The following is a 19,460-nucleotide window of genomic DNA, read 5'->3' as shown; positions in this document are numbered from 1 at the left end:
GCAAAACAATAATTCACTCACACGTTAATGGAGTCGTTACCCCATGAAAGAGTCCGCCCCTGAACACACCTTCAAAGGCAATCTCAGCGTCCTCGACGTGGTGATGATCACCGCGTCCGGCGTGACGCCGGCCAGTTCGATCTTCGTCATCGCGCCGCTGGCGATCGCCAGCGCCGGCAGCGGCGCCTTTCTGTCGTTTCTGATCGCCGCCTGCGTCGCCGCCACCATCGCGCTGTGCTATGCCGAGCTCGGCGCCGCGCACCCCAGCGCCGGCGGCGAATACAGCATCATCAAACGCCTGTTCGGCACCCTGTGCGGGTTGCAGACCTACCTGTTTATCCTCAGCGCCTCGCTGTTCGTGCCGGCGGTGCTGGCCACCGGCGCCGTGCCCTACCTGAATACCGCACTGGGCACCTCATTCGACGCCTCCACCGCCGGCATGCTCACCGTGCTGGTCGGCGGTATCTGCGCCATTTTCAACATCAAGGCCAATGCCCTGCTGACCGGCGCCTTTCTGGTGGTGGAAGTGGCGGTGCTGGCGCTGATCGCCTGGCTCGGTTTCAGCCATCCGCATCAAAGCGCGGAGATCCTCACCGCGCCGGTGATGCTGGACGCGCAGGGCAGCCTGGCGCCGGTGTCGCTGCCGCTGATCGTCGCCATGGTCGGGGTCGCGCTGTTCTCCTACAACGGCTACGGCGCGGCAGTGTACATGGCGGAAGACATGCGCGAACAGGGCAGACCGATGGCGATCGCGATCATACTGACGCTGGCCATCGTGGTGCTGGTGGAGCTGGTGCCGTTCACCGCCCTGCTGATCGGCTCGCCGTCGCTGACAGAGATGGCCAAACAGGCCGATCCGGTCGGCTATGTGGTCACCCAGCTCGGCGGCCCGACGCTGGCGCGGGTGGTGAGCGGCGCGATCTATCTGTCGGTATTCAACGCCATTATCGCCATCGTGGCGCAGTTCAGCCGCATGATGTTCGCCAGCGGGCGCGACGGTTTCTGGCTGCCGGCGTTCAACCGGGCGCTGAAAATCATCCATCCGCGCTTCGGCACCCCCTGGATCGCCACCCTGCTGTTCGGCGTGCCCTCGGCGCTGCTGGCATTTTGCTCCGATCTCGAATCGCTGACCTCGTTCACCGTGATCCTGCTGCTTCTGGTGTACACCATCATGGCGATCGCGGCGCTGATCAGCCGCCGTCGCCGCCACTTCCATCACCCGTACCTGATGCCGCTGTGGCCGCTGCCGGTGGTGGCGGCGCTGCTGTGCTGCCTGTATGTGCTGTGGACGATTTTGATCGCCAGCAGCCTGAAAGACTTTATTATCATTGCCGGCATCATCGGCTTCGGGCTGGCGCTGAACCATCTGCGCGGCCGCCAGACGGCGCCCCTCGCCGCCCCCTCAATAGAAGGAGAATAACCATGACGCAGCGCGCTCAGGATCTGGGCATTATCATCGGACAGGGCACGCCCGGCCCGCTGAACGCCATCACCGACGTGCCCGGCGTGCGCGTCGGCCATGCCAGCCTTCATGCCGATTTAGCGGACGGGCGCAGCGTGCGCACCGGCGTGACGATGATCGAACCGCGCCCCGGCTCCGCCCGCCACGCCCCCTGCTTTGCCGGCGTGCACGTGCTGAACGGCAACGGCGACGCCACCGGCCTGGAATGGGTGCGAGAAGCGGGCCTGTTGACCAGCCCGATCGCCTTCACCAACACCCACAGCGTGGGGGTAGTGCGCGATGCGCTGATCGCGCTGGAGCGTGAAACGCTGCCCGCGAGCGACAACGCGGTGTACTGGAATATGCCGGTGGTGATGGAAACCTTCGATGGCCTGCTCAACGACATCAACGGCTTTCACGTCAAGGCCGAGCACGTGCGCCAGGCGCAGCAGGCGGCCCGAGGCGGCTTGCCGCAGGAAGGCGCAGTCGGCGGCGGCAGCGGCATGATCTGTCATGAGTTCAAGGGCGGCAGCGGCACCGCATCGCGCCGCTTGCCCGCCGATCAAGGCGGCTGGACGGTGGGCGCCATCGTGCAGGCCAACCACGGCAAGCGCGAGTCGCTGCTGGTGGGCGGTTATCCGGTGGGCCGCCACCTGGGGCATATCCCCTCGCCGTTCACGCCGCAGTTGCCGCATCCCGGCATGGGCTCCATCGTCGTGGCGCTGGCCACCGACGCGCCGCTGCTGCCGCACCAGTGCACGCGCCTGGCGCAGCGCGCCAGCATCGGCATCGCCCGCACCGGCGGCGGCACCGAGGATTCGAGCGGCGATATCTTTATCGCCTTCACCACCGGCAACGACGGCCTGCCGCCCGCCGACTACGCCAATAAAGGCGTTTTCACCACGCCGCTGCGCATGGTGAACAACGACTACATTTCGGCGCTGTTCGCGGCGGCGGCGGAAGCGGTGGAAGAGGCGATCGTCAATGCGCTGCTGGCGGCCAATAGCGTCAGTGGCAACGGCCATCGGGCGGAAGGGCTGAGCGCCGAGCAGCTGGTGACGGCGCTGGAGAAGGCCGGCTGGCGGCGGTAAACAACGCGGGGCGCGGGGGTAACCACGCCCTGATAATCAGGATCCGCCGCCCGGCTTGGGCGTCGGGTAATCGTAATCCAGTTTCAAGGGTTCGGCATAGACGCTGTTCCACAGCTGTTGGTACAGCTGGTCCAACCGCCCGCTCATCGCCGCGCTGTGCAGCACCAGCTCCAGATTGCGCGAGTTGTCCAGATAGCCGCCGGTCCAGTTGCTGGTGCCCACCCAGGCAATCTCATCATCAATGGTCATCAGCTTGCTGTGGATCACCCGGGCAAACGGGATGAAGCCGCTGCTGTCCGGCGGAATGGTCACCACCTTGATCTGCACGTTCGGCACCAGCGCCAGGCTCTTCAGCCAGGCGATATCCGGCTTTTTGGTGTTCCAGTTGGCCACCATCAGCTCGATCTGCACGCCGCGCGCCGCCGCGCTGCGCAGCGCGTTGTCGATCACCGCATAGAAGGGGCGGCTGCGCTCCGGGCCGAACGACAGCGGCGCGTAGTCCATCACCTGCACCCGCACCCGCCGTTTGGCGCCGGCCAGCAGACGCGGCAGCTCGGCCTGCGAATCGAGCACGCCCGCCGGATTGTAGGCGCGCGGGCTGGCCACCAGATAGTTGCCCTGCGGGGGCGCGGTCGGCGGCGCATCGGGCAGCGCCGGCACCGGCTTATCCTGCGCCAGCAGCGCCTGCGCCTGCCAGTCCTGTTCGAAGATCGCCTGGATCTGCCCCACCACCCTGGCGTCGCTGATGCGCAGCCCGGTTTCGTGAATATGCTCCAGCGCGCGCCAGTCGAAGTTCTGGCTGCCGACAAACGCCTGTTCGCCGTCCACCAGCAGATACTTGGCGTGCAGGATGCCGCCGCTCAGCTTCTGGTAAGGAATGATGCGCAGTTCCAGATTGGGGATCGCCTTCAGCTGTTCCAGCGTCTCGGCGGTGGAGTTGCGGATGCCTTTCTCCTCCATCAGGAAGCGGATTTTCACCCCGCGCTCACCGGCCGCCTTCAGGCGCTGCAGCACGCCGTCCAGCAAGGAGCCGTCCTGATTCGCCACGTAGAACTGCCCCAGATCGATGCGGGTTTTCGCCGCGTCGAACATCTCGCGCCACACCTCGGCGGTGTTGCGCAGGTCGTCGGCCTGCAGCGCAGTTTCCACCGGCGCGGTATACACCAGCTCGTAACCGGGAATCGCAAAACGCGCCGCAGCGCTCTGGCTCAACATCAACAAACAACCGCTCCACAATGCCGTATAAAGGCGGCCGAACGGCCGCCGTGTTGGATGGCCATTAGGCATAGCGCGGCGCCCCGCTGTCAACCCATTGTTCGCCGCTGCCGCTCTCCGGGCGGCTGGCCGGTTGACCGGCGCGGATCAGCAGCACCTTCAGCAGCTCGTTGATGCGCTCCATGCGGCTCTGCAGGAAGTTGTTGGCCACCAGGCACAGCAGCGCGATGGCGATGCCGAGACCAGTGGCGTACAGCGCGGTGCCCATCCCGGCCGACACCAGGCTCGGCTCGGAGACGCCCGAGGCGGCCAGCGCCTTGAAGGTTTCGATGATCCCCATCACCGTGCCGAGCAGCCCCAGCAACGGCGCGGCGGTGACCACGGTTTCCAACAGCCACAGGCCGCGCGCCATCGGCGGCTTGCTCAGCAGATACTGGGCGTCGATCAGATCGCCGATCGCCTCGCGATCGCCGGCGCGGTGTTTCTGCGCCAGCACCGGCGCGATCACCGCCATCGGCAGGCTGTTGCGCTGGGTCAGCGCGTCCGGCAGATCGGCGGCGCGGCGCACCTCCGGCGTCAGCGCCTGCTCCAGCCGGCGCGCCTGGCGCTGGGTATAGGCGAAGTACAGCGTGCGTTCGATGATGATCACCAGCGCGATCGCCAGCGCGGCGTACATCACGTAGAAAATAATGTCGTGCAACAGATTGGCGTCCATACAGGGTTCCTCTTCCCCGCCGCCCGGCAGGCGGCGGGGCGTTCAGTTAAAAGGTGGCTTCCAGCGAGACGCTGAAGGTGCGTTCTTCGCCGACGTTGTAATACGGGGTGCTGGCCTTCACGCCGCCGTAGGGCGCCGCGTTGAAGGTGGTGGTGCGCACCGAGGTCAGGTATTCCTTGTCAAACAGGTTGCTGATGCCAAAACGCAGCGCGGCGCTTTTGACGATTTTCTTGTCCACCGGCAGATGCACCCCCGCCGCCAGATCGAACACCGTGCGGCCGCCGATCTTCTCGTCGTTGGTCAAGTCGCCGTAGAATGCGCTGACGTACTTGCCGCTGACGCTGCCGTAATACAGCCCGTCGTCATAACCCAACGTCATGTTCAGCAGGTTTTTCGGCACGTTCGGCACCTCTTTACCGGAGGTCGGCAGCGGCTGCCCGCCATTGCTGACGATGTCGTTCTTCTGCTTCGATTGGGTATAGGTATAAGAGGTGTAGTAATTGAAGTTATGCGGCAGTTGGCCGCTCCACTCCAGCTCCAGCCCTTTGTTCTCCACGTTGCCGATGTTCATCATCTCGTAGTCTCCGGCCGCGTTGGTGGTGGAGATTTGGCGATCGCTGTAGCGCATGTAGAACAGCGTGGCGCTCAGCAGCATGTCCTCTTGCTGGAAACGCCAGCCCAGTTCGTGGTTCCAGCTCAGCTCCGGCTTGGTGCTGAGCGAGTCGCCGACGTTGTACAGCACGTAGTTGGGCGGCGTGCGCATGTTGCGCGTCAGGTTGTAGAACACCTGGTTTTCCTGGTTCACCTTATAGCTGGCGCTAAAGTTCGGCAGGAATTCGTGATAGGTGGCTTTGCGCTTCTCCGGCACGTTGTACAGGCTGCCGCGGTTGTCCCCTTTACGCTCCACGTACTGATAGGCCAGGCCGCCGACGAAGGTCCAGTCCGGTGTGGCAAACCAGGTGTCCTGCAGCCACACTTTCTGCGCCGGGGTGATGGTGTACTGGTTGCGCCCCTGCACGGTGTTGCCGTTGGCGTCCTTCACCTGATCGGAACCGCCGGGTTTCCCCCAAATCTGTGACGGGTTGCCGTCGCCCTTGATGCTGATGAACGGCTGAGTCTGCAGTTGGCGCGCGCGTTCATACCAGTAGCCGATATCCAGGCTGTGCTGATCGTTAATGTCCCACTTCAGCTTGGTGGTGATGCCCGGTCGCCAGGTTTGGGTCCACGACGGGCGGTAATAGGTGTTGGACTGCAGGTTGCTGAGGTCATACTGCCCGGCTCTGTCCGACGTGCTGGACAATACCGACGCCGTCTGGCCGTTGAAGCTGCCGCCGTTGCCCCAGTAGTAATACGGCTGCAGGGTCAGCGACAGGTTGTCGCGCAGCTGCAGTTTCTGGGTGAACGACAGCGTAAAGTTCTCGAACGGGTTGCGTTCAATCTTGTAATACTTGTTCAACTGCCCTTTGCTGTTGTACTCCGGCGAGGTGACATAATCGGTGTCACGGCCGTCGTTTTGGAACTGCGCCTTGCTCAGGGTGTTGTAGTTGGTGTTGTTCTGGCGGTTGTACTTCATCACCAGATTGCTGCTGTTACCGTTGCCGTCTTCATACAGCGAATTCATCTCGAACTTGTCGGAGTACAGCCGCCCCTCGCCGCGCCATTTCTTCGCCTCGGTGTGCGAATAGGAGAGCCAGTTGCTGAAGCCGTTGTACTCGCCGGTCTCCAGGCGGGCGAAGGTTTTGCTCAGGCTGTTGCTGCCCAGCGTCTGCTTGACGAAACCGCCGAAGTCTTTCGCCGGGCGGCGCGTCACCAGGCCGATGTTGCCGCCGCTGGAGCCGATGTGCGGGCCGTCCGCTTCGGAAGACCCCTGGGTGACGAACACCTCCTCCAGGTTTTCCGCGTCGCCCAGCAGGTTCGGGTAGACCGCGTAGTTGCCGGAGTCGTTGATCGGGATGCCGTCCATCGACAGGCCGATCTGATCCGAGTTCATGCCGCGCATGGTGTAGTCCACGCCGCTCAGGCCGCTGGCGTCGTTGCTGTTGACGTTCAGGCCCGGCGTGAACTTCAGCTTGTCGATGGCGTTGGCCGCCGACGGCATTTTGTCCATCGCCTCTTTGGTGATGGTGGAGCGCGCCTTGGCGCTGTCATCCTGCACCATCATGCCGCCGCCGAGCGACTGCCCCTTGACGCTGATGGTGCCGACATCGGTGGCGTCGGCCGCCAGCGCGGCGCCCGGCAGCATCGCCGACATCACCGCCAGATAGATCCCAGAACGATTAAACGATTTCATTGTGTGCATCCCATAAAAATCAAACGATTAACCCTTGCGCTAAGGCGCCTGATAATTGAACGTCGCGGTAAATCTTTTGGTTGTTTGCCCGGCGAACGCCTCGCTCGGGAACGGCTTCACTGAACTGATGCTTTGCAGGCTGCTCATCGCCGCGCGGTTCAGCAGCATGCTGGCGGCCTTGTTGGCGATGCCGGAAGAGAGCACCCGCCCGCTGCGATCGACCTCCAGCCACACCTCGACGTTGCCCTGCGGGCGTTCGAGCGAGGCCTGCCGCCCGCTCGGGTAGCGCTTGCGCTGTTCCAGCTCACGGCGCAAGGCCAGCAGGTAGCCGTTTTCTATCGCCTGCGCGTTCACCTTCGGCGCTGCGGGGGCGGCCGGTGCAGGCTGTGCCGCCGGCTTGCTGACCAGCGCGCGCGGTGCGGCGGGCGCCGGCGTCGGTTTAGGTTTCTCTACCGGTTTGGCTTTCTCTTTCACCGGTTTGGGCTTTGGCTGTGGCTTTGGCTGTGGCTTCGGCACCGGCTTGGCTTCCACGATCGGTTCCGGCGCCGGCACCACCGGTTCGGGGATCGGCTCCGGCTCGGGCGGCGGCGGTTCGGGCTGAGGCTCCGGCGGCGTTTGCGGTTGGGGTTCCGGCGCCGGTTCAGGTTCCACCAGCGCCAGTTCAATGGCGGTTTCGTCGTAGCGCGGCTGGATCTTCAGCGCCGCCTGTTGGCTGGCGAACAGCAGGCAGCCGGCGACAATCAGCGCCGGCAACCAGCTGAAAAGATGACGTGAGCGATAGAGCAGATACATGTCACAGCTTCCGTGTCGCGATGGAGACGGAGAAGAAGCCGCCCTGGCGCAGGTTATCCATGACCGCCACCAGCCGCTCGACCGCCACGCCTTTATCGCTGTTGACGATGATGGTGGTGGTCTGGTTGGCCTGCTGCTGTTGCTTCAGCGTGTTGACCAACGCGTCGAGCGCGATCGGCTGGCCATCCAGCTGCAGCTGTTCGTCGGCCCCCAGCGTGATGATCGCTTTCTTCTGCGGTTTCAGCTGTTGCGCGCTGCCGGCGGACGGCAACTGCGTTTTCAGCCCGAGCGCCGGAATGACGTTCAGGCTGATCAAGACGAAAAACACCAATAAAAACATCATCACGTCGATCATCGGGATCAGTTCGATGTGCGCTTTGTTCTTTTTCGGTTCGTTCCAGTTACGCATGACACTCCCTCCAAAAGCGAAGCAGCCAATATAGGAGGGGTTTGTTTACCTTTTGTTACGCTTGTGTGATCTTATTTTCACAGTGGAGATTTTTTGCGAGAATTTTTTCAATGGCGGGCAATAAATGCGGAGATATAACTCATTAATTAGCGATAGTTTTTATTGGAATAATTGCGATGTGGGCCTAACGCCATGCGAATGACGAGACAATAAATGTGAAAATAGTGACAAACTGCGCCAACCGGTGGCGGCTTTGCTTCTCACCTCCCAGCGATATCTGCTATTTTTCCCAAGAAAATTCCCAACCCCCCTCTTTAAAACACTCGCCAAAAATAAATGCGACTATATTTAACCAAATAACACCCTTCGTTGAATGGAATATTGCCAATCAAATGGCATCCGTTATATTTTTAAAGTGAAATGGCGCTGCGGCGTTATTTTAGAATTTAATTAAACCCACTAAGTCACCCTTTTATTTATAAGGATTGTATATGAAAGTACTTAGTCAATATGAAGAACAGTACGTTAGCGGTGGCGATCTGAACGCGGCCTGGGATGGGCTGTTGGACGGCGCCATGACCGGCGCGTTGATTGCAGGTAAATCCGCAGGCGCAGGCGGCTTTATTGCCGGTGCGGTCGGCCAATTGGTCGGCACCATCATCGGCGGCGTTGCAGGCGGTGTGGGGCTGGGTCTTTATGGCCTGACGCATACGCAGCAGGAAGTGGCCGACTACGCGAAACATTTCCGCGAGACTATCGGCTCCACCTCGACCTCGGTCGGCGGCAGCCTGTAAACATGAATGAATAAATAGTCACCCTTGCGGTGACTATTTATTTTATTACAGCACCGTCCCTAATGTCGCGCGCTGCGCTCTTTATGGTTATGGCATCCCTGTATTTTTTCAAACCTGATGTTATCGCACCGGTATTCAATTGAGAAACCATCCACGGGCTGAAAGCGAATGGCGTTAATTTTACCGCCGCCATTAAGTTGTTGAGATCGACCCACGCATAATCCGCCACTTCATCCGGATTAGCGCAGAGAGCGCCTTTACAATGCGCGGCAAATACCGGGCAAACCTCATTTTCCATGATGCCGGACACGTCGGTCGCCTGATAACTGAAGGCGTCGCTCAGCAGCGTTATCTGCTCGACTTCCGTGCCCAATTCAACCTGAGCGCGACGTATAACGGCCTGCGCCAGCGCCTCTTGCGGCAGGGGATGCCCACAAAAAGAATTGGTCCAGACCCCCGGCCAGGCGGTTTTGCTCAACGCGCGCCGGGTGACCAACACTGCACCCTCGACAGTAAACAGGTAGCATGAAAAAGCCAGATGCAGCGGCGTATGCCGCGTGTGGACCTGATCTTTGGGCGTCGTCCCGCAGGGCTGCCAGGCGGCGTCAAGCAGAACGACGTCTTCATTTTTCATCATTGTTATTTCCATGAAAAGGCGGGCCTTTCCCCGCCTGCGGTTTCATTTCCTCAAAAGAGGAGGAATGGTCGGCACTTCCGGCGCATTATCGATATCCTGCTGAGTCATGCGAAACTCGGGCGGATAATGCTCCCGTTCCGTTCTGCGAGCAGGCTCGGTATTACGCCAGGTATAAAGGCAGTGTTGACACTGGTATACCGTCCACACGCCCTTGACCGGTGAATGCGCCATGACGTCTATCTGTTTATCGGCACAACGAGGACAAATCATAGGAACTCCTTAATGACGGTTAGCCAGCATGGCGGTTAATTTATCCACCCACAGGGCAGTTTCGGGTAAATCCTTGACCGGCTGGCTGTAGTGGCCGCGCGTATCCGGAGCCACCGGCGTGGTCGCGTCAATGATGAGTTTGTCCGTGATCCCCGCCGGGCTGGAGCCGGGATCCAACTCCAGCACCGACATATTCGGCAATTGCACCAAATCGCCGGCCGGATTGACCTTGGCGGACAGCGCCCACATAACCTGCGGCAGGTTGAAGGGATCGACATCCTCATCGATCATGATCACCATTTTCACATAGCCCAGCCCATGCGGCGTGGTCATCGCCCGCATCCCCACCGCGCGCGCGAAACCGCCATAACGCTTTTTAGTGGAAATGATGACGAGCAACCCGTGGGTATACATCGCATTAACCGCCTGCACTTCCGGAAACTCGGCTTTCAACTGCTGATACAGCGGCACACAGGTGGCCGGCCCCATCAGGTAGTCGATTTCTGTCCAGGGCATGCCCAGATACAGGGATTCGAAAATCGGCCGCGAGCGGTAAGAAACCTTATCGATGCGCACCACCGTCATGTTACGGCCGCCGGAATAGTGCCCCGTAAATTCGCCGAACGGGCCTTCAATCTCGCGCTTGCGGCCTTCAATCACTCCTTCAATGATGACTTCGGAACCCCAGGGCACATCAAAGCCGGTCAAGGGGGCCGTCGCTATCGGGTACGGGCTTTCACGCAGGGCGCCGGCCATTTCATACTCCGACTGATCGTATTTGAGCGGCGTCGCCCCCATCAGCGTAATGATCGGGTCATTGCCCAGCGTAATGGCGATAGGCAGATCCTCGCCGCGCTCTTCTGCTTTATGCAGATGCAGCGCGATGTCGTGCATCGGCACGGGCTGCAGGCCCAGCTTACGCTTGCCCTTCACCTCCATGCGATAAATGCCGACGTTTTGCTTGCCGAAGTGGGTCGGATCTTCAGGATCGCGGGAAACCACGCAGGCCTTATCCAGGTAGAATCCACCGTCGCCATCGTTTAAGCGAAACAGCGGCAGGATCTCAAACAGATTAATCTCCTCACCGTTGACCTCGTTCTCGGCCCACGGCGGATTATCGCGACGTTCCACAGAGACGGGAAAATGATCCCAGCGGCGAATATACTCATCGATTTGCTGCTTCACCGGCGTGGCCGGCGGGAGCCCCAGGGCTATGGCGTGATTCTGCCATGACCCGATGGTGTTCATGACCACATGCGCGTGTTCAAAGCCTTTAATGTTCCTGAATGCAATGGCGGGGGCACCCTCACCCATTCTGCCTGTGGCGTTGGCTGCCGCGGCGATATCCGGTTCCGCCTGAACCTCCTCGGTAATATCGAGTAATTGTCCGGCCTCATCCAGCGCCGCTAAATAACTTCGCAGATCGTCATAAGCCATATTTAACCTTCCTCGGTGTCAGTGGTTTTTTTGCTATTTTCTTTTAGTCCTGCCCAGCGCTTTGCCCGGCGATGATCAAGACCAAATTGATCCAGCACGCGTGCGACAATATGATCGGTAACGTCATCGATACGAGTGGGGTGGTTATAATAAGCGGGCATGGGGGGAACCAATGACACCCCCAATTTCGAGAGCGCGAGCATATTTTCCAAGTGAATAGTACTCAACGGCGTTTCTCTGGGAACCAACACCAACTTCCGCCCTTCTTTGATAATCACATCCGCCGCTCTGCCAATAAGCCCTTCAGCATAACCGGCTCGAATACCCGCCAACGTTTTCATACTGCAGGGAATAATGATCATGCCGTCCGTATGAAAAGAACCTGAAGAGATCGTGGCGGCCTGATCGGCAGAACTGTGCGTCACGTCGGCCATCGCCATCACGTCATGCACGGTGAAATTTGTTTCGAGTTCAATGGTCGTTTTGGCCCACTTACTCAAGATCAAATGCGTCTCTATGCCCTCCATGTCTTTTAGCGCCTGAAGCAGCGCCGTACCCAGCGGCGCCCCGGTCGCGCCCGTCATCGCGATCACTAATCTCATGCAATACCTCACAAAGTTCGCATACGAACGATTTATCAAATCTAGTCCCGAGATAACGATAAAACAAGTGGGCAATATGTAACCGTTCGTAAACGAACAACTTTCCGGACAGGTATCCCTTATCGGCTTATTTTGTTATATTGATATTATTGTTAGCTTTTTTCCTTTCAGGGAATAATGTATGAACAGAACGCTGGCCAATACTTTTTTCCACCTCATTCGCGAACTGCTTCAGGATCATAGTGCTCAATGGCAAAAATCGCTTCCTGAACTCAGCAAACAACAATATTCCATTCTGGCCACCGTTTCAGAAACGCCGGGCATTGAACAAATCGAATTAATGGAAGCGGCGATCAGCAGTAAAGCCGCGCTGGCCGAATTGCTAGGCCGCATGGAAGGAAAAGGTTTATTAAAACGGGAAGCCGGCGAGCATGATAAGCGCCGCCGATTTATTTACCTGACGCCTGCTGGGCAAGCGCTGTTCGAAGCCAGCCGCCCCATCGCCGACGCGATTGATAATATGTATCTCGAACGAGTCAATAAAGACCAACATGAGTCGGCGCTTTTCGTTTTAAAGACGATGATAGGGAAGCAATAAATTCACTGCGCCAACAGCGGAAGCTGAAAGCATAAAAAAAGACGCCCGCAGGCGTCTTTTTTATCGCGTTCACTGAAGCTCTGGGCAATCAGTTCACTTTCACCGGCATGCCGGAACGGGCCTTGATCGCCGCGTCCACTTCGCTCTGGTTGACGCCGGCGTCCATCAGCACTTTGCCGACCGGCGCAGAGATGGTCAACGGCACCGGATCCTTGGATTGCAGCTGTTCTTCGTTGGCCGACAGCGGGTTGTGCACTTCTACGTAGCGCGAGCCGTCCGGTTCGACTGTGGCCTTCATCGGTTCGTTGATGAACTGCACGCGGGTGCCGACCGGCACGTTCTGGAACAGGTACTTGATGTCGTCGGCGCGCAGACGCACGCAGCCGTGGCTCACACGCAGGCCGATGCCGAAGTTGGCGTTGGTGCCGTGAATGGCATACAAACGGCCGACATACAGCGCATACAGCCCCATCGGGTTATCCGGGCCGGCCGGGAACACCGCCGGCAGGATCTCGCCGTCAGCCGCGTATTCGGCGCGCATTTTGGCGGTCGGCGTCCAGGTTGGGCCGTCTTTCTTGCGCTGCACGGTGGTGGTCCAGTTCAGCGGGGTGTCTTTACCCAGCTGGCCGATGCCGATCGGCAGCACTACCACGGTGTTGGAACCTTTCGGGTAGTAGTACAGACGCATTTCGGCGCTGTTGATGATGATGCCTTCACGCGGCGCGTCCGGCAGGATCAGCTGCTGCGGGATAGTCAGGGTGCTGCCGGCCTTCGGCAGGAACGGATCCACGCCCGGGTTGGCCTCCAGCATGTTGCTCAGCCCCATCTGATACTGGGCGGCGAAGCTCTCCAGCGGCAGTTTGCTGTCTTCCGGTACGGTGATTTGGATATTCTCGCCCACCAAACGGCTGTCTTTTGGCGGCAGCGGGTAAACGACGGCGAAGGCAGCCTGGCTGAATGCAACCAGTGCCGTAAACAGGGTTAATAACGCGCGAATGCTCATTTTCATCTTCGTGTTGGTCAAGGCCACTGGCGATTAGGGATATCGGTTTCTACGGCCTCTTCACCCCGATGAGTTTCAGCCGGCAGCCAAGCGCTGCGGCCTGAAAAACAGGGGGATTGGACCGGATGCGCATTATATGTGCACATCAATCAAAGTGTGAACCATTACCGATGTAATATCGCAATTTTTTGTAACCTGACGCGCCACGAAGGCGATTTTTTGCGAGAACCGCCGCCTAGCTGGCGGCGGCCAACGCTTCTTCCCGCCGTATCGGAATCAGATATTCACAGCGGATCGCCGCGCCGCCGAGCGGGCAACTGCCCTCCTGCGCCGGGTAGAAACGCTCGATATCCTGCCCTGGCCGGCGAATGGCGTTCATCTGCGGCATGGCGGTGTCATACAGCCGGACAATAAAGTTTTGTAACCCTTCCGCCTGTCCCTGGTAGGTGAAACGGGCATACTCGCCCTGCTCGATAGTCACCCGCTCTCCCGGCGCCCCTTCGTCCGGCAGAGCGGCGGTGTAGGCCATGCGCGGGCTGCCCCGGCGGCGCCGGTCAACTTCCAGACTGGTGAGGCCGTATACCACCTCCGGCAGCGCCTGCGGCTGCAGCAACTGCCGCCAGGCGTGGCGGCGCAGCTCACACTTGGAGGCCGCCAGTTGCCCCAGCGTAAAACTGCGGCGCTGGGTATGGCCCACCAACTGCATGGCGGGCAGCGTCACGATATCGGCCTGCGGCAACGGCGCTTCGGTCAGGCGCAGCGGCGGCTGCAGGCCATAGCTCGACCAATCCTGGCTGCGACGATAGCTGGCCGGCGGCAGACCGAACTGCTTGCGGAAGCAACGGGTGAAGGTCTGCTGCGAATCGAACTGGTAAGTATCGGCGATGCAGGCCACGCTGGTGCCGGTCAGGCGCAGTTCACGCGCAGCGGCGGTCAGCCTTCTGCGGCGCGCGTAGGTGCCGAGAATATGGCCGGTATGCTGCTTGAACATCCGCTGCAAATGCCATTTGGAGTAGCCGGACTTGGCGGCGATGTCGTCCAGCGTCAGCGGCTGATCCAGGCTCTGCTCGATCCAGGCCAGCAGCTGTTCAATCACCTGTTGCTGGTGCATGGTGTTCCCCTTATTTTAACAATAACGTCTGCGCCAATACCCGGCCTGCGGCTTCATCGGCGGCCACCAGTACCGGATAGCCCCAGAATTTGGCGCCGTATTCGGCGAATTCTTCCGCCGCCGCGCGTTTGGCGTCGTCCGGCTCCAGCATGATCATGCCTTTCACCCACCGCTTCAGCGCCTCGCGGTTATCACGTTTCCACAGCGCCACCTGGGTGCGAGCATCGCGGTCATGTTCTTGTTCTTCATCGCCGACGCTGCGGTCGGTCATCAGGACGAACGGCTCGGCGCGTGCCAGCAGCGCGCTGAATTCGGCCAGCTCGGCCTGGGTATCGCGCCCGCTGCGGCGCATCCATACCAGCGGAAAGTCGGCGGTATCCAATGACATAATCAGTTTCCTCGCGAAAGGGTTTAGAACTGGCGCTTACTTTATCGGCACCGGCGCTAGACCGCATTGCGCAATCAGGACATAATACTTTTCAATTCCGCCAAATTGAGAACTATTCTCATGAAAGTACAAATCCCCCGCCACTGTCTGGATATCGATCAGGTGCCGCGCCCGCTGTTTGCCCTGCAAGGTTCGACTCTCGAGCAGGATTGGGAAGTCGAGCCGCACCGCCACCGGAAGGCGCAACTGATTTACACCGTGCGCGGCATGATCCGCTGCGAAGTGGAAAACGGGCTGTGGCTGGTGCCGCCGCAGTGCGCGCTGTGGATGCCGGGCAACGTGTTGCACAACGCCCAGGGCGCCGGCTCCACCGAGGCCTACTGCCTGTTCGTCGATCAACATGCCGCCGCCGGCCTGCCGCAAAGCTGCTGCACGCTGTCGGTCTCGCCGCTGCTGCGCGAGCTGCTGCTGCAGGCCAGCACCTTCGAGCCGCTTTACGACGAACAGGGCGCCGAGGGGCGTCTGACGGCGGTATTGCTGGATCAGTTGGCGGCCGCGCCGATCGAGAATCTGCATCTGCCGGTGTCCGACGACGCGCGCATCCGGCAGTTGACCGAAGGCATGCTGAGCTGCCCGGCGGACAAATCCACCCTCGGCCAGTGGGCGCAGCGCATCGGCATGAGCGAGCGCTCCCTCAGCCGCACCTTGCAACAGCAGATGGGCATGAGCTTCGGCCACTGGCGGCGCCAGCTGCACGTAATGCTGGCGCTGCAGCGCTTGACGCAGGGCGAGAGCGTACAGACGGTGGCGCTGGATTTGGGCTACGAGAGCGCCAGCGGCTTCGTCACCATGTTCAGAAAGGCGGTGGGCAAACCGCCGGCGCGCTACCTGGCGGAGCGCAACGCCTCTGGAGAGACCCTGGGCGGTGCGATCACCATGTAAAAAAGCCGGCGCAGGCGCCGGCTTGGAGCAGGTGAAAATCAGAAGTCGTAGAACACCGTAATCCAGGTGGAGTCCGGCTCGTTGTCGCTGCTGTTGGCCAGCGTGCGCTCCACATACACCGACAGACCGTAACCGATGGTGGTGCCCGCACCAAGATAGACGTGGTTGGCGTGATACGCCTCGTCTCCCTTCAGCCGCAGCGAGTCCGCCGCCACATAAGGCTGGACGGATTTGAGGAACGGCTTGTCGATATTGAAGGTGTAACCGACGAAGCCTTCCAGCCCGTAGCCGTCACCGGCGAAGAAGTGCGACAGCGTGCGCTGGCGGGTGCTCGGCACATAATCTTTGTAGTAGCTGGCGGTGCCGACGATATACCAGTTGTTCGGCTGCCAGGTTAACGCGGTGCCGGACAACTGCTGGTGATAATCCTGTTCGTGGTACAGATTGTCTTTGATCTTCGCATCGGTATAACTGTAGGCGGCGCTGAAGGTGAAGTCTTTCGTCACCTTGTAATCGAAGCCCAGCCCGCCACCGCCCTTGCGGCGATAAATCAGGTTATCCGCGGTGTGCAGATCGTCTTCCGGCAATAAGTAGTTTGCGTACAGCGTGACCGGTCCGAAATCATTGGTGTATTTGATGCTGTTTTTCGGTTTATTGCCGCCGTCATAGTCGCCGGAAATACCGATGCCGGTGCCGCCCGCATGGCCATCGTTATCCCAGACGTCGCTTTTAATGCCGACCACCGAATAATAGATGCCGTATTGATGGCCATAGGTCAGGGTGCCGTAACGATCGTCTTTGAAGCCGGCGTACAGCTGGCGCTGATAGTCGCGCTTGCCGTCTTCGTTATAGTGCCCGTCCCAGCTGAGCGCGTGCGCCAGATCGACGCCCCACTCGTAATAGCCGATGATCGAGGTGTCCTGCGTCAGCGCATAATCGCCGCTGAAGCGAAAACGCGTGCCGCCGTCGTGGCCGTTTTTGTCATAGCCCGGCTCCGGGCCGTTATTGAAGATCCACTCGGGGCGAATGCTGCCGCCCACCTTTAAACTGAGCGGCGCCAGCAACACATTGCTCTGCGGGTTTTTATCCAGAATGGTGATCTCGGCCTGCGCGCCGGCGGAAATCGCCGACAGCAAAACGCCGCCAATGAATATTGGCGTTGTATTTTTTCTCATTATTACCCCTGCCCGAAAAAATTATTGTTATAAACGCGGTGGTCTTAAGCCACGCAGAAATAATTAACCGATGTGAACAGCGCACGCAAGATATAAAAATTCACGCCATAACCTGCCATTATTTTAGGTTGGATTTAATTTCAGCAAAAACGTGTTCACCTGTAACACGGAGAAAAACAATGTAATAACCGCAGCACGAAATAAACCAATCCGCACGTTTCACCCAAAATAACCCTTCGTGATTATCTGGGAATAATGATAGCAAATAACAAAAAAATATTATTGCCGCAGGTAAACCGTCACGCGAGGGAATTAATTAAAGGCGGGAAATAACGACGGAGCGCATTGCGCGCTCCGGGGAAAATCTCACTACTGCGCCAGCCAGCCGCCGTCCATGTTCCAGGCGGCGCCACGCACCTGCGCCGCCGCATCGCAGCACAGGAACAGCGCCAGCTCACCGAGCTGCTCCGGCGTGACGAACTCTTGCGAAGGCTGCTTCTCCGCCAACAGCTCATCGCGCGCCCGCTGCGGATCGGTACCGGCGGCGATGCGTTTGTCGATCTGCTGCTGCACCAGCGGCGTCAGCACCCAGCCGGGGCAGATGGCGTTGCAGGTGACGGGCGTGCGGGCGGTTTCCAGCGCCAGCGTCTTGGTCAGCCCCACCACGCCGTGCTTGGCCGCCACATAGGCCGACTTGTCTTTCGACGCCACCAGCCCGTGCACCGACGCCACGTTGATGATGCGTCCCCAGTTGCGCTCGCGCATACCCGGCAGCGCCAACCGGCAGGTGTGGAACACCGCCGACAGGTTAATGGCGAGGATGGCGTTCCATTTCTCCACCGGGAACTGATCCAGCGGCGCCACGTGCTGAATGCCGGCGTTGTTCACCAGAATGTCCACGCCGCCGAACTCACGCTCGGCATAGTGCATCATGTCCGCTATCTGGGCCGCATCGCCGAGATCGGCGCCGTGATACCCCGGCGCGGCGCCCAGCCGGGCAACCTGCGCTTTCGCCGCTTCCACATCGCCAAAGCCGTTGAGGATCACGCGCACGCCGGCGGCGGCCAGCACGGACGCTATCCCGAGGCCGATGCCGCTGGTCGAGCCGGTCACCAGCGCGGTCTTGCCTTGTACACTCATGGTATCGCTCCTTTAAACAATGCCGGTCAGGTAGAACACGCCGATCACGAACAGCACCGCGGCGCTTTTGATCAGGGTGATGGCGAAGATGCCGCCATAGGCCTGCCGGTGGCTGAGGCCGGTGATCGCCAGCAGGGTGATCACCGCGCCGTTGTGCGGCAAGGTGTCCATGCCGCCGCTGGCCATCGAGGCCACCCGGTGCAGCACTTCCAGCGGGATATGCGCGGCGTGGGCGGCGGCCACGAAGTTATCGGCCATCGCCGCCAGCGCGATGCTCATGCCGCCGGAGGCCGAGCCGGTGATGCCGGCCAGCAGGGTGACGCTGATCGCTTCGTTCAGCAGCGGATTGGGGATCGCCGACAGCGCCTGCGACAGCACCAAAAAGCCCGGCAGCGCGGCGATCACCGCGCCGAAGCCGTATTCGGAGGCGGTGTTCATCGCCGCCAGAATTGCGCCGCCGACCGCCGTCTTGCTGCCTTCCGCCAGCCGGCCGCGAATATTGCCAAAGCCGAACGCCACCACCAGTAGAATACCCGACACCAACGCCGCTTCCACCGCCCAGATGGCGGTGATCTTCGCCACATCGGTGGTGATGGGCTTGGCCAGCCCCGGCAGCGTCAGATCGTGGCTGGCGCCGTACCACTGCGGGATCCAATGGGTGAAGGCCAGGTTGAATACCCCGACCAGAATCAACGGCAGGATGGCGATCAGCGGATTAGGCAGGTTGATGTCGTCCGGGGTTTCCGGTTCGTTCAGCAGCTCGGTGCCGTAACCCTCCCCCTTCAACTGCGCCTTGCGCCGCTGGCGTTCAAGATACAGCAGGCCGACCGCGATGATGAACAGCGAGCCGATCAGCCCCAGCCAGGGCGCGGCCCAGGCGTTGGTGCCGAAGAAGCTGGTCGGGATGATGTTTTGGATCTGCGGCGTGCCGGGCAAGGCGTCCATGGTGAAGGAGAAGGCGCCGAGCGCCACGGTGGCCGGGATCAGCCGCTTGGGGATGCCGCTCTGGCGGAACAGCTCGGCGGCGAACGGATAAACCGCGAACGCCACCACAAACAGCGACACTCCGCCGTAGGTCAGCAGCGCGCACACCAGCACGATCACCGGAATGGCGTGGCGCCGGCCGAGAATGCGGATCGCCGCCGCGACGATCGAACGGGAAAAACCGGACAGTTCGATCAGCTTGCCGAATACCGCCCCCAGCAGGAACACCGGGAAGTAGAGCTTCACGAAGCCGACCATCTTCTCCATAAACAGCCCGGTGAAGGTCGGCGCCACCGCGCCGGGGTCGGTCAACAGCACCGCGCCCAGCGCGGCTATCGGAGCGAACAAAATCACGCTGTAGCCGCGGTAGGCGGCCAGCATCAGTAATCCCAGTGCTGCCAGGGCAATCAAAACGCTCATCAGGCA

At 60.3% G+C, this 19,460-nt stretch carries 19 protein-coding genes and 1 pseudogene; 5 read left to right on the top strand and 15 right to left on the bottom strand.

Annotated elements, in window-relative coordinates; genetic code table 11:
* Positions 1-43: 43 nt before the first annotated feature.
* Entirely contained in the window at positions 44-1,420 is a 1,377-nt protein-coding gene (locus ACJ8OK_RS11010) for an APC family permease (RefSeq protein WP_048325986.1), read from the top strand.
* Positions 1,421-1,422: 2 nt separating this feature from the next.
* Entirely contained in the window at positions 1,423-2,532 is a 1,110-nt protein-coding gene (locus tag ACJ8OK_RS11005; protein WP_235363580.1) for a DmpA family aminopeptidase, read from the top strand.
* 36 nt (positions 2,533-2,568) lie between these two features.
* Here ACJ8OK_RS11005 and ACJ8OK_RS11000 read toward each other — a convergent pair whose 3' ends face one another.
* The 5 genes from ACJ8OK_RS11000 to ACJ8OK_RS10980 are packed head-to-tail and all read right to left on the bottom strand — an operon-like array spanning position 2,569 to position 7,953.
* Positions 2,569-3,819, bottom strand: a complete 1,251-nt coding sequence (locus ACJ8OK_RS11000) for a phospholipase D-like domain-containing protein (RefSeq protein WP_235363579.1) — start codon at positions 3,817-3,819, stop codon at positions 2,569-2,571.
* Positions 3,812-4,462, bottom strand: a complete 651-nt coding sequence (locus ACJ8OK_RS10995; RefSeq protein ID WP_016929215.1) for a MotA/TolQ/ExbB proton channel family protein — start codon at positions 4,460-4,462, stop codon at positions 3,812-3,814. Before ACJ8OK_RS10995 ends, ACJ8OK_RS11000 begins: the two co-directional genes overlap by 8 nt.
* A 46-nt stretch (positions 4,463-4,508) precedes the next feature.
* Entirely contained in the window at positions 4,509-6,752 is a 2,244-nt protein-coding gene (locus ACJ8OK_RS10990) for a TonB-dependent receptor family protein (protein ID WP_085337489.1), read from the bottom strand.
* Positions 6,753-6,791: 39 nt separating this feature from the next.
* A complete protein-coding gene (locus ACJ8OK_RS10985; protein ID WP_280597875.1) occupies positions 6,792-7,544 on the bottom strand; it encodes an energy transducer TonB family protein in 753 nt (250 codons plus the stop codon).
* A gap of 1 nt (position 7,545) precedes the next feature.
* Entirely contained in the window at positions 7,546-7,953 is a 408-nt protein-coding gene (locus tag ACJ8OK_RS10980) for an ExbD/TolR family protein (RefSeq protein ID WP_004933244.1), read from the bottom strand.
* A gap of 491 nt (positions 7,954-8,444) precedes the next feature.
* Between ACJ8OK_RS10980 and ACJ8OK_RS10975 the strand changes: the two genes are divergently transcribed.
* The gene (locus ACJ8OK_RS10975; protein WP_004933246.1) at positions 8,445-8,747 is read left to right on the top strand and encodes a DUF5862 family protein; all 303 of its coding nucleotides are present in this window, start codon (positions 8,445-8,447) and stop codon (positions 8,745-8,747) included.
* 37 nt (positions 8,748-8,784) lie between these two features.
* On the opposite strand, the gene idi is transcribed toward ACJ8OK_RS10975, so the two are convergent.
* Genes idi through ACJ8OK_RS10955 form a run of 4 tightly spaced genes read right to left on the bottom strand, consistent with a single transcriptional unit; the run spans position 8,785 to position 11,693 of the window.
* The gene (idi, locus tag ACJ8OK_RS10970; protein ID WP_033631700.1) at positions 8,785-9,384 is read right to left on the bottom strand and encodes an isopentenyl-diphosphate Delta-isomerase; all 600 of its coding nucleotides are present in this window, start codon (positions 9,382-9,384) and stop codon (positions 8,785-8,787) included.
* 42 nt (positions 9,385-9,426) lie between these two features.
* Positions 9,427-9,654: a non-oxidative hydroxyarylic acid decarboxylases subunit D gene (locus ACJ8OK_RS10965; protein WP_004933250.1), complete on the bottom strand. Its 228-nt coding sequence runs from the start codon at positions 9,652-9,654 to the stop codon at positions 9,427-9,429.
* A 9-nt stretch (positions 9,655-9,663) separates the two neighbouring features.
* Positions 9,664-11,091 (bottom strand): non-oxidative hydroxyarylic acid decarboxylases subunit C, encoded by a 1,428-nt coding sequence (locus ACJ8OK_RS10960; RefSeq protein WP_033631699.1) that lies wholly within the window; start codon positions 11,089-11,091, stop codon positions 9,664-9,666.
* Between the two features lie 2 nt (positions 11,092-11,093).
* A complete protein-coding gene (locus ACJ8OK_RS10955; protein WP_033631698.1) occupies positions 11,094-11,693 on the bottom strand; it encodes a non-oxidative hydroxyarylic acid decarboxylases subunit B in 600 nt (199 codons plus the stop codon).
* A 181-nt stretch (positions 11,694-11,874) separates the two neighbouring features.
* On the opposite strand from ACJ8OK_RS10955, the gene ACJ8OK_RS10950 reads away from it, so the two are divergent.
* On the top strand, positions 11,875-12,291 hold the full coding sequence (locus tag ACJ8OK_RS10950; RefSeq protein WP_004933256.1) for a MarR family winged helix-turn-helix transcriptional regulator: 417 nt from the start codon (positions 11,875-11,877) through the stop codon (positions 12,289-12,291).
* Between the two features lie 91 nt (positions 12,292-12,382).
* Here ACJ8OK_RS10950 and ACJ8OK_RS10945 read toward each other — a convergent pair.
* From ACJ8OK_RS10945 to ACJ8OK_RS10935, 3 genes and pseudogenes are all read right to left on the bottom strand, one after another.
* Positions 12,383-13,300 (bottom strand): annotated as a pseudogene (locus ACJ8OK_RS10945) (L,D-transpeptidase family protein); the annotation flags it as partial.
* Between the two features lie 229 nt (positions 13,301-13,529).
* Positions 13,530-14,405, bottom strand: coding sequence for a helix-turn-helix domain-containing protein (locus ACJ8OK_RS10940; protein ID WP_033631697.1), 876 nt, complete (start codon positions 14,403-14,405; stop codon positions 13,530-13,532).
* Positions 14,406-14,415: 10 nt separating this feature from the next.
* Entirely contained in the window at positions 14,416-14,793 is a 378-nt protein-coding gene (locus ACJ8OK_RS10935; protein ID WP_033631696.1) for a hypothetical protein, read from the bottom strand.
* Positions 14,794-14,913: 120 nt separating this feature from the next.
* Here ACJ8OK_RS10935 and ACJ8OK_RS10930 point away from each other — a divergent pair, with 120 nt between their 5' ends.
* Entirely contained in the window at positions 14,914-15,735 is an 822-nt protein-coding gene (locus tag ACJ8OK_RS10930) for an AraC family transcriptional regulator (protein ID WP_015376501.1), read from the top strand.
* Between the two features lie 38 nt (positions 15,736-15,773).
* Here the strand turns inward: ACJ8OK_RS10930 and ACJ8OK_RS10925 are convergent, their stop codons facing one another.
* The 3 genes from ACJ8OK_RS10925 to ACJ8OK_RS10915 form a co-directional block, all read right to left on the bottom strand.
* On the bottom strand, positions 15,774-16,910 hold the full coding sequence (locus ACJ8OK_RS10925) for a porin (RefSeq protein WP_004933268.1): 1,137 nt from the start codon (positions 16,908-16,910) through the stop codon (positions 15,774-15,776).
* A 369-nt stretch (positions 16,911-17,279) separates the two neighbouring features.
* Positions 17,280-18,050, bottom strand: a complete 771-nt coding sequence (locus ACJ8OK_RS10920) for a 3-hydroxybutyrate dehydrogenase (RefSeq protein WP_033631695.1) — start codon at positions 18,048-18,050, stop codon at positions 17,280-17,282.
* Between the two features lie 12 nt (positions 18,051-18,062).
* A complete protein-coding gene (locus tag ACJ8OK_RS10915) occupies positions 18,063-19,457 on the bottom strand; it encodes a GntP family permease (RefSeq protein WP_197716273.1) in 1,395 nt (464 codons plus the stop codon).
* Positions 19,458-19,460: the final 3 nt, after the last annotated feature.

It is taken from the genome of Serratia sp. CY71090, from assembly GCF_052166845.1.
In the GTDB taxonomy this organism is placed as follows: Bacteria; Pseudomonadota; Gammaproteobacteria; order Enterobacterales; family Enterobacteriaceae; genus Serratia; species Serratia nematodiphila.
The sequence above is the reverse complement of the archived record's forward strand: the minus strand, read 5'-3'. Positions and strand labels throughout refer to the sequence as shown.

Bases quoted from the DNA above. Each gene is read 5' to 3' on its own strand.
- ACJ8OK_RS10950 (WP_004933256.1), top strand. From the start codon at position 11,875: ATGAACAGAACGCTGGCCAATACTTTTTTCCACCTCATTCGCGAACTG.
- ACJ8OK_RS10955 (WP_033631698.1), bottom strand. From the start codon at position 11,693: ATGAGATTAGTGATCGCGATGACGGGCGCGACCGGGGCGCCGCTGGGT.
- ACJ8OK_RS10925 (WP_004933268.1), bottom strand. From the start codon at position 16,910: ATGAGAAAAAATACAACGCCAATATTCATTGGCGGCGTTTTGCTGTCG.
- ACJ8OK_RS10990 (WP_085337489.1), bottom strand. From the start codon at position 6,752: ATGAAATCGTTTAATCGTTCTGGGATCTATCTGGCGGTGATGTCGGCG.
- ACJ8OK_RS10930 (WP_015376501.1), top strand. From the start codon at position 14,914: ATGAAAGTACAAATCCCCCGCCACTGTCTGGATATCGATCAGGTGCCG.
- ACJ8OK_RS10965 (WP_004933250.1), bottom strand. From the start codon at position 9,654: ATGATTTGTCCTCGTTGTGCCGATAAACAGATAGACGTCATGGCGCAT.
- ACJ8OK_RS10995 (WP_016929215.1), bottom strand. From the start codon at position 4,462: ATGGACGCCAATCTGTTGCACGACATTATTTTCTACGTGATGTACGCC.
- ACJ8OK_RS10985 (WP_280597875.1), bottom strand. From the start codon at position 7,544: ATGTATCTGCTCTATCGCTCACGTCATCTTTTCAGCTGGTTGCCGGCG.
- ACJ8OK_RS10980 (WP_004933244.1), bottom strand. From the start codon at position 7,953: ATGCGTAACTGGAACGAACCGAAAAAGAACAAAGCGCACATCGAACTG.
- ACJ8OK_RS10935 (WP_033631696.1), bottom strand. From the start codon at position 14,793: ATGTCATTGGATACCGCCGACTTTCCGCTGGTATGGATGCGCCGCAGC.
- ACJ8OK_RS10975 (WP_004933246.1), top strand. From the start codon at position 8,445: ATGAAAGTACTTAGTCAATATGAAGAACAGTACGTTAGCGGTGGCGAT.
- ACJ8OK_RS11010 (WP_048325986.1), top strand. From the start codon at position 44: ATGAAAGAGTCCGCCCCTGAACACACCTTCAAAGGCAATCTCAGCGTC.
- ACJ8OK_RS11000 (WP_235363579.1), bottom strand. From the start codon at position 3,819: ATGCCTAATGGCCATCCAACACGGCGGCCGTTCGGCCGCCTTTATACG.
- ACJ8OK_RS10920 (WP_033631695.1), bottom strand. From the start codon at position 18,050: ATGAGTGTACAAGGCAAGACCGCGCTGGTGACCGGCTCGACCAGCGGC.
- idi (WP_033631700.1), bottom strand. From the start codon at position 9,384: ATGATGAAAAATGAAGACGTCGTTCTGCTTGACGCCGCCTGGCAGCCC.
- ACJ8OK_RS10960 (WP_033631699.1), bottom strand. From the start codon at position 11,091: ATGGCTTATGACGATCTGCGAAGTTATTTAGCGGCGCTGGATGAGGCC.
- ACJ8OK_RS10940 (WP_033631697.1), bottom strand. From the start codon at position 14,405: ATGCACCAGCAACAGGTGATTGAACAGCTGCTGGCCTGGATCGAGCAG.
- ACJ8OK_RS11005 (WP_235363580.1), top strand. From the start codon at position 1,423: ATGACGCAGCGCGCTCAGGATCTGGGCATTATCATCGGACAGGGCACG.